A 12,822-nucleotide genomic window follows, 5' to 3' on the forward strand; every position below is an offset into this window, starting at 1 on the left:
CCCCAGCATCTCGTAAGTGAAAGGTGTGTGCTGAGATGACGATGAACGAGACTGAAGCTAACGCGGATGGCGGATTCGTCCACCTTCACACCCACACCGAATACTCGATGCTCGACGGTGCGGCGAAGCTGAAGGACCTCTTCGCAGAAGCGAACCGGCTGGGTCAGAAATCTATCGCCATCACCGACCACGGCTACCTCTTCGGCGCGTTCGACTTCTGGAAGCAAGCCACCGACGCCGGTATCAAGCCGATCATCGGAGTGGAAGCCTACCTCACCCCGGGGCACCAGCACCGTAGCGACAACACCCGTATTCGCTGGGGTGAGAAAGACCAGCGCGGTGACGATGTTTCCGGTGGTGGTGCGATCACCCATATGACGCTGCTGTCGAAGAACAACACCGGCATGCACAATCTCTTCAAGGCCGGCTCGATCGCGTCCCTGGATTCGGCCTACGCCAAGTGGCCTCGTATCGACCGTGAGCTGCTCAGTGAGTACTCCGAGGGCCTGATTGGTACCACGGGTTGCCCCTCGGGCGAGGTGCAGACCCGACTGCGCCTTGGGCAGTACGACGAAGCCGTCAAAGCCGCGGCCGAGTTCAAGGACATCTTCGGCGCCGGGAACTTCTACTGCGAACTCATGCAGCACGGCTTGGACCTGGAGAAGCGCGTCATTGACGACCTGCTCCGCCTGGCCAAGGACCTCGACCTGCCCCTGGTGGCTAGCAACGACCTTCATTACACGCATGAGCACGACTCCAAGGCCCACGAGGCCCTGCTGGCGATTCAGTCGGGTTCCAAGCTCAACGAGCCTACGTATGATCAGGGAGGCTCCCGCTTCGCCTTCAGCGGCACCGAATACTACTTGAAGTCCGCCCGGCAGATGCGCGAGCTGTTCAAGGAGCTTCCGGAAGCCTGCGATAACACCTTGCTGATCGCCGAACAGTGCGAGGTGTCCTTCAACACCGAAGCTAACTACATGCCGCGGTTCCCCACCCCCGAGGGTGAAGACGAGACCTCATGGCTGATCAAAGAGGTCGCCTCCGGCCTGGCCTACCGGTACCCGAACGGGGTGCCAGCGGACGTGCGCAAGCAAGCCGACTACGAACTCGACGTCATCATCTCCATGGGCTTCCCCGGCTACTTTCTCGTGGTGGCCGACTTCATCAACTGGGCTAAGGACCACGATATTCGCGTCGGTCCAGGGCGTGGTTCCGGTGCCGGTTCCATGGTCGCTTACGCCTTGCGTATCACCGAGCTGGATCCGTTGAAACACGGACTGATCTTCGAGCGCTTTCTGAACCCGGACCGTGTATCCATGCCCGACTTCGACGTCGACTTCGATGATCGTCGCCGCTCGGAAGTCATTGACTACGTGACCGAAAAATACGGCGACGAGCGCGTATCCATGATCGTCACCTACGGCACCATTAAAACCAAGCAGGCGCTGAAGGACTCCGCCCGCGTGATGGATCAGCCGTTCTCCATGGGCGAGCAGCTCACCAAGGCGCTACCGCCCGCAGTGATGGCCAAAGACATCCCGCTGAAGGACATCGAAGATCCAGAGGCGCCCCGCTACGGCGAAGCGGGGGAGTTCCGTGAGCTGATCAAGTCCGACCCGGTGGCAGCCGAAGTCTTCGAAACAGCCAAGGGTATCGAGGGACTAAAGCGCCAGTGGGGCGTGCACGCCGCCGGCGTGATCATGTCCTCCGAACCAATCATCGACGTCATCCCCATCATGCGCCGTCTGCAGGATGGCCAGGTTATCACCCAGTTCGACTACCCCACGGCCGAGGGCCTCGGACTGATCAAGATGGACTTCCTGGGGCTACGAAACCTCACGATCATTTCCGACGCCATCGCCAACATTAAGTTGAACAAGGACTTCGATCTGGACCTGGAGCACCTGGGGCTCGAGGATGAAGAGTCCTACAAGCTGCTGGCTCGTGGTGACACGCTCGGCGTGTTCCAGCTCGATGGTGGACCCATGCGCTCTCTGCTGAAGATGATGCGCCCCGACAACTTCGAAGACATTTCCGCGACGATCGCCCTGTATCGTCCTGGTCCGATGGGTGCGAACTCGCACACCAACTACGCGTTGCGTAAGAACAACCAGCAGGAGATCACTCCGATTCACGCCGAGCTGGAAGAGCCGCTGCGCGAAATTCTCGATACCACCTACGGCCTGATCGTGTACCAGGAGCAGGTCATGGCCATCGCCCAGAAGGTTGCCGGGTACTCGCTCGGCCAGGCAGATATTCTGCGCCGCGCCATGGGTAAGAAGAAGAAATCCGAGCTGGACAAGCAGTACGCCGCCTTCCACCAGGGCATGCTGGACCGGGGCTACTCCGAGGCCGCGGTGAAGGCGCTCTGGGACATCCTGCTACCCTTCTCCGATTACGCGTTCAACAAAGCCCACTCGGCTGCCTATGGGCTGGTGTCCTACTGGACCGCCTATCTGAAGGCTCACTACCCGGCCGAGTACATGGCAGCCCTGCTGACCTCCGTCGGCGACGACAAGGACAAGCTGGCGATGTACCTCAACGAGTGTCGTCGCATGGGCATCACCGTGCTTCCGCCGGACGTCAACGAATCGGCGCTGAACTTCACCCCTGTCGGCCAGGACATCCGTTTCGGAATGGGCGCGGTACGCAATGTCGGCGCCAATGTCGTCAACGGCATGGTCAGCGCCCGCGAGGAAAAGGGCGCCTACACCTCCTTCCAGGACTTCTTCAAAAAGGTGCCGGTGGTGGTATGCAACAAGCGCACCATCGAATCGATGATCAAAGCCGGCGGGTTCGACTCTCTGGGGTATCCGCGCCGTGCCCTGCTATCCATTCACGAAGAGGCGGTGGATGCGACCGTCTCCCAGAAGCGGCAAGAAGCGAACAACCAGTTCGACTTCTTCTCCCTGTTGGAAGACGACTCGGCCGAAACCGACATGGGCCTGGGCATCACCGTGCCCGAATTGCCGGAATGGGACAAGAAGACCAAGCTCAGTTTCGAGCGCGAGATGCTCGGACTCTACGTCTCCGATCACCCGCTGCAGGGTACCGAGGGAATTCTCTCGCAGCACGCCGACCACAGCGTGACCTCGGTGCTCTCGGAGGACGGGCCCGCCGACGGCTCCAGTGTCACCATCGCCGGTCTGATCACCACCTTGGAGCGCAGGATCGCTAAGGCCTCAGGTAACGCCTACGCGCGCTGTGAGATCGAGGACTTGGCCGGTTCCATGGACGTCATGTTCTTTGGCCAGGTCTATGCGCCCATTGCGACTCTGCTGGCCGAGGACCTGGTCGTCGCCGTACGCGGGCGTGTGCAACGCCGCGACGATGGATCCGTGGTGCTCTCGGCACAGGAACTGACCCTGATCGATACCACCGCTGAAGGCGGTAACGGACCGGTCCAGCTGTCGATGCCGGCCTTCAAAGCAACCGAGGACGTGATCAGCGAACTCGGTTCGGTGCTGAAGAATCACTCGGGCAAGACCGAAGTCCGGCTAGTGTTGAGCGGATCCAACGGGCTCGAAGTCATGCAATTGGGACCTGACTACCGAGTCACGCCTAATCCGGCGCTCTTCGGCGATCTGAAGGTGCTCTTGGGCCCGTCCTGCCTCGAATAAGATTCAACCCAAGATCTAGTGTTGACCATGTTGTCTGAGTGCAAGATGTAGTTATATGCTGTTCGGGTAGGGTGTACGAAAGTACATCAATCGACCCTGTCTGAAGTAAGGCTGGAGTATGCACTGTCCGTTCTGTCGTCACGAGGAGTCCCGTGTGGTGGACTCTCGTTCCTTAGACGACGGCACGGCCATTCGCCGGCGGCGCCAGTGCCAGTCCTGCGGTAAGCGATTCACCACCATGGAGACCACCGCGCTGACCGTCGTCAAGCGCTCCGGTGTGGCCGAGCCATTTGATCGATCGAAGGTCATCAACGGTGTCCGCAAGGCGTGCCAAGGTCGTCCCGTCTCCAACGACGACCTGGCTGTGTTGGCGCAGGAAGTCGAAGAGGCGATTCGCTCGACGGGCAACTCCGAAGTTGACGCCCATGATGTGGGGTTGGCCATTCTCGGACCGCTGCGACAGCTCGACCAAGTAGCGTACTTGCGTTTTGCCTCGGTCTACCAGGACTTCGAAAATCTACAAGACTTCGAGAAGGCGATCCACGAACTTCGTGAACACCCGGGCGCACGGGAGATCCTGCAGCCCAAACTGTTCACGCGCTAAACCGCCGGTGGCGGTTCCGGAGGGGAAGCCGGAGCCGCCACCGGTCCACTTTCGCACTCGCCTCGGCGAGGGTTCTTAGTTGCTGGCTGAAGCCTCGGAAGCGAACAGCGCTGCTCCGATGATGCCGGCGTTGTTCGTCATGTCGGCCGTCACGATGGGGGCGCGCAGTGACAGGTAAGGCATGAAATCATCCGGACGCTTGGAAATGCCGCCTCCGATGATCACCAGGTCCGGTGAAAAGAGTCGCTCCACGTGAGTCAGATAGGGTTGCAGGCGCTCTTTGGCGTAGACCTGCCAGTCCAGGTCCTCACGCTCACGTGCGGCTGCCGAAGCTTTCTTCTCGGCCATACTACCGCCCCAGAATTCCAGGGAACCAAGCTCGAGATTGGGAATCAGCACGCCATCATGGACCAAGGCAGAACCGATGCCGGTGCCCAGGGTAATGGTCAGGACGGTGCCTGCTTTGTCGAGTCCGGCGCCGAAGCGCGATTCCGCCAGTCCGGCGGCATCGGCGTCATTAAGCACGCGTACTTCGCGCTCCAGTCGAGCCGAGAACAGGTCGGCGACTTCGGCACCCACCCAGGAGGGGTCGATGTTGTTCGCGGAGAGGCAAATCCCGTGGTGGATGACCGCGGGGAAGCAGATGCCCACCGGGTTGGACGACTGCGGCGCCTTGGGACGGGAATCCAGCTCGGCGACGATCTCGGCTACCGTGTCGGCCACGTGCTCCGGGGTGGCTGGCCGCGGGGTAGGAATCCGGAAACGCGAACCGTGTAGCTCCCCGTTGGTGTCGTGCCCCGACTTCAGCCGGACGATGCCGCCCTTAATGCCGGTGCCACCGATGTCGATGCCGATGTAGGTGCTGGACTTGCCGGACGAATCGGCCATGGACACTCCTTGAAGCGATATACGGTGTGGTCGAGAGAACGGATCAGGACAGGGTCAGGATGTCGGTGCCGTCTTCGGTCACCACGAGCGTGTGCTCGAACTGTGCCGTCCGGCTGCGGTCACGTGTGGTGACGGTCCAGCCGTCGTCCCATAGGTCCCACTCGATCCCGCCCAGCGCGATCATAGGTTCAATGGTAAACACCATTCCCGGCACCATCACAGTGTTGTAGGCCGGTGCGGCATCATAATGCGGCACGATGAGCCCAGAGTGGAACTCGACGCCGACCCCATGCCCGACGAAATCCTTCACCACGCCGTAGCCGAAGCGTTTGGCGTAGGACTCGATAGTCCGGCCGATGACGTTGATTTCGCGCCCGGGCTTCACCGCGCGGATGCCGCGCATCATGGCCTCATGGGTGCGTTCGATGAGCAGATCGGTTTCTTCGTCGACGGTACCCACTCGGAAGGTGCGATTGGTGTCACCGTGGACGCCGTCGTAGTACGCAGTGATGTCGACGTTGAGCAGGTCTCCGTCTTCCAGGACGGTGGAATCGGGGATGCCGTGGCAGACCACCTCGTTGAGCGAGGTGCAGATCGACTTGGGGAACCCCTTGTACGACAAGCATGAAGGGTAGGCACCGGCCTCGATGAGGAACTGGTGGGCGATGACGTCGAGCTCATCGGTGGTGACGCCGGGGCGGATGTACTCTTCGAGGGCGTCGAGAGCTTGGGACGCGATGCGTCCTGCGGTCCGGATCCTCTCGATGCCGGCGGCATCGTAGACGTCCCCGGCTTTGCCCTCGTCGGCGGTCTTCTTCCCGACGTATTCCGGGCGAGCAATGCGGGCCGGGACGAAGCGCTCGGCCGAGATCGTTCCCGGGACGAGCCGTCCGCGGGGCGCGCGTGAGCCGGGCTGGCCTCGATCGGGCCCGTCCACCGGATGGTTGTGGCTGGCGTCGCTTCCCGGTGCCGGGGCTTCCAAGCCGGTGGTGGACGCGGTAGAGAGCAGATCATTCTCGGTCATGCCCCCGATCCTATCGCGGGCGGGGGCAACCGCGTCGAGTGTCGCTATCGTGTGCGTGACCGGTGTGATAGTCATGAGGCTATGACTGAGTATTGGTTCAACGTAGAAACCCACCAGGTCGAAGAAGGTCCGCAGTCCGACTGGTCGAAACTGCTCGGGCCCTATGAGACCCGTGAAGCAGCACAACAGGCCCTGTCGAAGGTGCAGGCCAACAATGAGCGTTGGGACGAGGACGAGGAAGACGAATAAGACTCGTCTCCGAGCAGACCCTGACGACTCCGGTTAGTAGCCGTGCTCTTCGGAAGGGAAGCTGCCCTCGAGTACCTCGCGGTGGTAGGTGGAGACCGCATCGGTGACGACGGTGTGTAGCTGTGCGTACTGCTTCACGAAACGCGCCATCTTGCCCTGGCGCAACCCCAGCATGTCCTGCCAGACCAGCACCTGGCCAGTAGTGTCGGAGCCGGCGCCGATGCCGATGGTGGGCACGCGCAGTGCCTCGTCCACGCGGCGCGCCACGACGGCGGGCACCATTTCCATCAGGATTGCGAAGGCCCCGGCTTCCTGAAGAGCCAGAGCGTCCTCGACCATGGCGGCCGCGGCGTCGTCGTCGCGTCCCTGAATGCGATAGCCGCCCAGCACGTTCTCCGACTGCGGGGTGAACCCGATGTGTCCGATGACGGCAACACCGGCGGAAACCAGGGCGCGCACGTGATCCGTGTACTCCGTCCCGCCTTCGATCTTGACCGCCGAGATGCCCGACTCTTTGACGAGCCGGACGCCGGATTCCACGGCCTGGGCAGGGGAGACCTCGTAGCTACCAAAGGGCAGATCGGCCACCACGAAGGCGCGCTCGGTGCCGCGGACGACTGCTTGAGAAAAGGTGATGATGTCGTCCAGGGTGACCGGCAGGGTGGTGGCATGACCCAACACCGTGTTGCCCACGGAATCACCGATGAGCAGCATTTCGATGCCAGACTGGTCGAAGAGGCCAGCGGTGATCGCGTCGTAACAGGTGAGCATCGCGAAGCGGCGCCCTTCGTCTTTTGCCTGCTGGAAATGGACAGTGCGGAATTTCCGAGGAGTCGAGTCGGCCATGTCCGTTAGCTTAGCGGAGAGGCGGGGGACTATTGTGGAGTCCAAGAGCGCCCCCGCAGGCGGATCGCTCTGAAAAGCACCCAATCCGGAGGCATGATGGATCGTCAGCAAGAGTTCGTCCTACGCACCATCGAGGATCGCGACGTGCGTTTTGTGCGCCTGTGGTTCACGGATGTGACGGGAACACTGAAATCGGTAGCGCTGGCCCCGGCCGAGGTCGAGAACGCCTTTCAAGAGGGGCTGGGATTCGACGGCTCCTCCATCGATGGGTACACCCGGATCTTTGAGTCAGACATGCTGCTGGCGCCGGATGCTTCCACGTTCCAGATTCTGCCGTGGCGCGGACAGGACGAGCCGACGTCGCGCATGTTCTGTGATGTGCAGACCCCCGACGGGGCCTCCTCGGCCGCAGACCCGCGCAATGTGCTGCGCCGCGCCCTGGACAAAGCCGCCGATATGGGGTTCACCTGCTACACCCACCCCGAGATCGAGTTCTATCTACTGAAATCCCATCACCTGGATACCAGCGGTCTGCCGGTGCCGGTGGATCAGGCCGGCTACTTTGATCACGTGCCGGGTGGGGTGGCCCAAGATTTTCGTCGCCACGTCGTGTCGATGCTGGAAGCCATCGGGATCTCGGTGGAATTCAGCCACCACGAGAACGGCCCCGGTCAGAACGAGATCGACCTGCGCGCCGCCGATGCGCTGACGACCGCGGATAACATCATGACCTTCCGCACCGTGGTGAAGGAAGTCGCTCAGCTGCAGGGCAGCTACGCCACCTTCATGCCCAAGCCGTTCGGCGACCACCCCGGATCCGGGATGCACACCCACTTCTCGCTGTTCGAGGGCGACTCCAACGCCTTCTACGAGCCCAGCGCAGAGTACAAACTCTCGACCACAGGCCGCAGGTTTATTGCCGGGCTGTTGCATCATTCGGTCGAGCTCTCGGCGATCACCCACCAGTTCGTGAACTCCTACAAGCGGCTGTGGGGCGGAGGAGAAGCCCCGGCCTATGTGTCTTGGGGGCACAACAACCGCTCCGCTTTGGTGCGCGTTCCTCTCTACAAGCCGGACAAGGCGGGTTCCGCTCGAGTGGAGTACCGCGGTATCGACTCCGCGGCGAACCCTTACCTGGCTTATGCTGCGCTGATTTCGGCCGGGTTGAAGGGGATCGAGGAAGAATACGAGCTTCCCGAAGCAGCTGCGGAAGACATTTCGGCACTGACCTCGCACGAACGCCGAGTTCTGGGTCACGACCCGCTGCCCGGCACGTTGCACGATGCGCTGCGGGTGATGGAAGACTCCGAATTCGTCGCCGAGGTGCTCGGTGAGCAGGTCTTTGAGAACTTCCTGCGCAATAAGCGTCAGGAATGGGATGACTACCGGGTGAACGTTTCTCCTTACGAGCTGCAGCGCTATCTCGGGATTCTGTGACCGTGCCAGGCCCAGCCAGCGATCGACCGACCACCATCGGAGGGACTGAGCTGCGCCGACGCGATCTGATTGCGGCCGGATTTTCCGACCTCGAACGCGCCCTGCAGTTCCTCGACTCCCACGAGCTCGAAGGCAGTGACCGCGCCCTACTGTTGCGCTCCATGCGCTCGGTCGCCGACGCTGATCAAGCACTGTTGCTGCTCTTGCGGCTACTCGATCGGGCCCCGCAACTGCAGTCCTTGGTGGTAGCGCCGTCGTCGACCGATACCCCATCGGGCGAACGGCAACTAGTGACGCTGCTGCGTCTGTTGGGCGCTTCGGAAGCTCTCGCAGAGTTCCTCATCCGACGGCCCGAGCACCTCGACCTGATCCTCGAGCCGGAGCAGGCGGCTTCGACGGCCCCGGCACTGTACGGTCTCGAGCTGGAACCCGAGGACCGGGACCCCACGGCGGAAGTGCGGCGACTACTGCTGGAAGCGGTCGGCGCCGATGCCGACTCACAGAACCCGCCCCGGGCCACCCTCACCGGCAAGGATGCCGCTGTGGCCCTTCGAGTGGCGTATCGGCGGCAGATCGTGGCGATCACCCTCCAAGATGTGATGTCTCCGGATCCGGTGGAGGCCCAACCCGCTGTCTCTCGCTGGCTGGCGGATATTGCCGCCGCGGCGGTCGAAGCAGCGTTGGCGGTGGCCCGTGCCGAGGCCGTGGAGAAGCACGGAGACGCCGTCGACCAGGTGCGACTGAGCGTGCTCGGCATGGGTAAATGCGGCGCCCGCGAGCTGAACTACATTTCCGACGTTGACGTCATTTTCGTCCACGAGGAGCCCGAAGAACACCAGGGGATCGCCGAGGAACTGGCGGCGGGAATCTCGGTGCACATCAATCGGCCCGCCGCTGAGCCGGGGCTGTGGGAAGTGGACGCCAACCTTCGTCCGGAAGGCAAAGACGGTGCGCTGACGCGGACGGTGGAATCCCATCTGGAGTACTACCGACGCTGGGCTCACACCTGGGAGTTTCAGGCGCTACTCAAGGCCCGGCCGATTGCCGGCGACGTCGAGCTCGCTCAACAGTATCTGGACGGCATCCATCCGCTGGTGTGGGATGCCTCCTCCCGCGAAGGCTTCGTGGAGCAGGTACGCTCCATGCGTCGGCGGGTGATGGACAATATCGCCAGTCGTGACAAAGAACGCGAGATTAAACTCGGCGCCGGAGGGTTGCGCGACGTCGAATTCAGTGTGCAGTTGCTGCAGCTGGTGCATGGCAAGACCGATGAAACCCTGCATGTGCATGGCACCGAAGACGCCATCACCGCCCTGCGCGACGGGGTGTACATCGGCCGCGCCGATGCCGAGGATCTGACTCGGGCCTATCGGTATCTGCGGCTACTGGAACATCGCATCCAGCTGGTGCACATGCGCCGGACCCACCTCATGCCGGAGCAGGAGGAGGCGCTGCGCGTGCTCGCCCGGGCCATTGAGCCCGCAGACCGGCCCGCCACGCAGGTGATGAATGCCGCGCAACTGCAAGCCTCCTGGCACCAGACCCGCCGTCGCGTCCAGGAGCTGCATCAGCGGATCTTCTACCGACCACTGTTGTCCTCCGTGGCCAGCCTGTCCGCCGACGAGGTCCAGCTGACCCCGGAAGCGGTGCAACAGCGGCTAGCTGCCCTGGGTTATCGCGATCCGGTAGGGGCGATGCGCCATATCGAGGCGCTTTCGGCCGGGGTGTCGCGGAGGGCCACGCTGCAACGTCAACTCTTGCCGGCGTTGCTGGCGTGGATGGCCAACGGCGCGGACCCCGACGGAGGGCTGCTGGGGTTCCGTCGACTCAGCGAATCGCTGGGGAACTCGCCCTGGTTCTTGCGGATGCTACGAGATTCCTCGGCGGCCGCGGAGCGACTGTGCCATGTGCTGAGCTCGTCACGTTTCCTCTCCGACATGCTGGAACACGCCCCGGACGCCGCGGCGTGGCTGGACCAGGACCGGCACCTGGTGCCGCGGAGCCTGGAGGACCAACTGCAGGAGATGCGCGCTGTCGTCGTGCGTCATCCGAAAGCCGATTCCGCGATGCGACAGGTCCGGTTGATTCGTCGTCGCGAGATTCTACGCACGGCCCTGTCGGACGCCACGGGCGTGAGCGATCTGAAAACGGTGTGTCACGCCCTGGCCGATATCGACCAGGCCGCTGTGGTGGCCGCTCTGAAGATCGTGGTGCGCGAAGCCGGTGAGGACCGCGCAGCTGATCTCGCCATCGTGGCTATGGGCCGCCAAGGCGGACGGGAGATCACCTACGGTTCCGACCTGGACGTGATGTTCGTCCAGCGAGCCACCGGTGCAGGGGCCCCGGAGGATGCTCAGAAGCAGGGCATAGAGATGGCCAAGCGGCTGACCACCCTGCTCAAAGCGCCACTGACGCCGGCAATTCCGCTTGAGCCGCTCCTGATGATCGACGCCGACCTGCGTCCGGAGGGCAAGAAGGGTCCACTGGTGCGCTCGTTGGATTCTTACCGCGAGTACTATCACCGCTGGGGCGAGATCTGGGAAGTGCAGGCCCTGTTGCGGGCGCGCCCGATTGCCGGGCCGGACGACTTTCAGCAGGAGTTCACCGCCTGGGCAGACTCGGTGCGCTATGACACAGAAGTGGGGGGAACCCAGCTGCGCGAGATCCGTCGGATCAAGGCGCGGGTGGAAGCCGAACGGTTACCCCGTGGAGCGGACCCGGCACGACACATCAAGCTCGGTCGCGGCGGGCTCTCGGACGTGGAGTGGCTGGTACAGACCCTGCAGCTGCAACACGCCGGAGACTATGAGAGCCTGCACGAGACCGGCACGATGCCAGCACTAGAGGCGTTGACCAGTATTGGAGCCCTGGACCGGGAGGAATCAAGCCAGCTGGCCGAGGCGTGGCGGTTGGCCACTCGGGTGCGTGCGGCCAGCGTTTTGTGGACCGGGAAGACCTCAGACGTGTTGCCCACCAACCGTGACGATCTGGAAGCGATCGCCCGTTGGTGCGGGTACGAACCGGGCAGCGCCTCAGAGTTGGAAGAGGATTACTTGCGCACCACGCGCCGCGCCCGGTCCGTGTTCGACCGCCGGTTTTACGGGGTCTGACCGAGCAGTTCGAGGGTGCGGCGCCGAGCGGAGAGCTCGGGTGCCATATTGGTGATGATCAGCTCGTCGGCCTGGACGCGCTCTCGGAACTGGTTGAGATACTCGCGTACCGTCTCGGGCGTGCCCACGGCGGAGTACTTGAGCATGCTCAGTACCTGCTCGCCGCCGGGGGAGTGCATCAGCATGGTCACCTCGTCTTCGGTCAGGGAACGGCCGCGGCCGAGCATCATCCGGATTCGGTCGCGCTGGGCCTGCTCGAAGGCCGCGTGTGCTTGCTCTTCGGTGTCTGCGGCAATCACGTTGACCGCGGCGATGAACCAGGGCTCGGAGCCATCCTGGGACTCGAAGGACTCTCGGTAGATCCGGGCGGCGGACTCCAGCATCTGCGGGGCAAAGTGGGAGGCGAAGGCGTAACCCAGGCCCAGTTGTGCCGCCAGCTGCGCGCCGAAATGGGAGGACCCCAAGATCCACACCGGAACCCGAGTGCCCTTACCCGGGTAGGCATCGATGCCGGGAATGCGGGATTCGCCGTCGAGGTAGCCGATCAGCTCCAGAACATCCTGGGGGAAGGAATCGGCCGAAGAGTGATCACGCCGGAGGGCATGCAGGGTGCGCTGGTCGGTGCCCGGTGCCCGGCCCACGCCCAGGTCAATCCGGTCCCCGTGCAGCTCGGCCAGGGTGCCGAACTGCTCGGCGATGACCAGTGGTGAGTGGTTCGGCAGCATGACGCCACCGGAGCCCAGACGGATACGGTCGGTATGTGCCGCCACGTGCGCCAGCAACACCGAGGTGGCCGACGACGCGATGCCCGGCATGTTGTGGTGCTCCGCGAACCAGATGCGGTGGAACCCTTGCTGTTCGGCGAGCTGGGCCAGCTCTACCGATTCGGCCACGGCCTCGGAAATGCTCTGCTGGCTGCGCACCAGAGCGAGGTCGAGGATCGAGATTGGGAAGGACAGCGAGGTCACGGGGCACCGGCTTTCAAAGATCGTTTGTACGTCAGTGATCTCAGCGTGGGGTCGACCGGCAATATTCCCTGTTCGC

Annotated in this window: 9 protein-coding genes; 5 read left to right on the top strand and 4 right to left on the bottom strand. The window is 62.9% G+C overall.

Going from position 1 to position 12,822, the window contains the following annotated elements:
* Positions 1–35 precede the first annotated feature (35 nt).
* A complete protein-coding gene (gene dnaE, locus O1A05_RS09985; RefSeq protein WP_270105070.1) occupies positions 36–3,620 on the top strand; it encodes a DNA polymerase III subunit alpha in 3,585 nt (1,194 codons plus the stop codon).
* A gap of 118 nt (positions 3,621–3,738) precedes the next feature.
* Positions 3,739–4,224 (top strand): transcriptional regulator NrdR, encoded by a 486-nt coding sequence (gene nrdR / locus O1A05_RS09990; RefSeq protein ID WP_270105071.1) that lies wholly within the window; start codon positions 3,739–3,741, stop codon positions 4,222–4,224.
* A gap of 75 nt (positions 4,225–4,299) precedes the next feature.
* On the opposite strand, the gene ppgK is transcribed toward nrdR, so the two are convergent.
* A complete protein-coding gene (gene ppgK, locus O1A05_RS09995; protein WP_270105072.1) occupies positions 4,300–5,112 on the bottom strand; it encodes a polyphosphate--glucose phosphotransferase in 813 nt (270 codons plus the stop codon).
* Positions 5,113–5,155: 43 nt separating this feature from the next.
* On the bottom strand, positions 5,156–6,136 hold the full coding sequence (map, locus tag O1A05_RS10000) for a type I methionyl aminopeptidase (RefSeq protein ID WP_270105073.1): 981 nt from the start codon (positions 6,134–6,136) through the stop codon (positions 5,156–5,158).
* A gap of 81 nt (positions 6,137–6,217) precedes the next feature.
* Between map and O1A05_RS10005 the strand changes: the two genes are divergently transcribed.
* Positions 6,218–6,385, top strand: a complete 168-nt coding sequence (locus O1A05_RS10005) for an SPOR domain-containing protein (protein WP_270105074.1) — start codon at positions 6,218–6,220, stop codon at positions 6,383–6,385.
* Positions 6,386–6,418: 33 nt separating this feature from the next.
* Here the strand turns inward: O1A05_RS10005 and panB are convergent, their stop codons facing one another.
* On the bottom strand, positions 6,419–7,231 hold the full coding sequence (panB, locus tag O1A05_RS10010; RefSeq protein WP_270105075.1) for a 3-methyl-2-oxobutanoate hydroxymethyltransferase: 813 nt from the start codon (positions 7,229–7,231) through the stop codon (positions 6,419–6,421).
* 96 nt (positions 7,232–7,327) lie between these two features.
* Here panB and O1A05_RS10015 point away from each other — a divergent pair, with 96 nt between their 5' ends.
* Both O1A05_RS10015 and O1A05_RS10020 read left to right on the top strand, forming a co-directional pair.
* On the top strand, positions 7,328–8,668 hold the full coding sequence (locus O1A05_RS10015) for a glutamine synthetase family protein (protein WP_270107551.1): 1,341 nt from the start codon (positions 7,328–7,330) through the stop codon (positions 8,666–8,668).
* 2 nt (positions 8,669–8,670) lie between these two features.
* Entirely contained in the window at positions 8,671–11,778 is a 3,108-nt protein-coding gene (locus O1A05_RS10020) for a bifunctional [glutamine synthetase] adenylyltransferase/[glutamine synthetase]-adenylyl-L-tyrosine phosphorylase (protein WP_270105076.1), read from the top strand.
* Here O1A05_RS10020 and O1A05_RS10025 read toward each other — a convergent pair.
* Positions 11,766–12,737, bottom strand: a complete 972-nt coding sequence (locus O1A05_RS10025) for an LLM class flavin-dependent oxidoreductase (RefSeq protein ID WP_270107552.1) — start codon at positions 12,735–12,737, stop codon at positions 11,766–11,768. The two genes, O1A05_RS10020 and O1A05_RS10025, sit on opposite strands and share 13 nt — an antisense overlap.
* Positions 12,738–12,822 lie beyond the last annotated feature (85 nt).

The organism is Citricoccus sp. NR2 (genome assembly GCF_027594385.1).
In the GTDB taxonomy this organism is placed as follows: Bacteria; Actinomycetota; Actinomycetes; order Actinomycetales; family Micrococcaceae; genus CmP2.

What these genes read in the sequence shown, in the direction of transcription:
- O1A05_RS10005 (WP_270105074.1), top strand. Translation starts at nt 6,218, where the DNA reads ATGACTGAGTATTGGTTCAACGTAGAAACCCACCAGGTCGAAGAAGGT.
- panB (WP_270105075.1), bottom strand. Translation starts at nt 7,231, where the DNA reads ATGGCCGACTCGACTCCTCGGAAATTCCGCACTGTCCATTTCCAGCAG.
- ppgK (WP_270105072.1), bottom strand. Translation starts at nt 5,112, where the DNA reads ATGGCCGATTCGTCCGGCAAGTCCAGCACCTACATCGGCATCGACATC.
- O1A05_RS10015 (WP_270107551.1), top strand. Translation starts at nt 7,328, where the DNA reads ATGGATCGTCAGCAAGAGTTCGTCCTACGCACCATCGAGGATCGCGAC.
- dnaE (WP_270105070.1), top strand. Translation starts at nt 36, where the DNA reads ATGACGATGAACGAGACTGAAGCTAACGCGGATGGCGGATTCGTCCAC.
- map (WP_270105073.1), bottom strand. Translation starts at nt 6,136, where the DNA reads ATGACCGAGAATGATCTGCTCTCTACCGCGTCCACCACCGGCTTGGAA.
- nrdR (WP_270105071.1), top strand. Translation starts at nt 3,739, where the DNA reads ATGCACTGTCCGTTCTGTCGTCACGAGGAGTCCCGTGTGGTGGACTCT.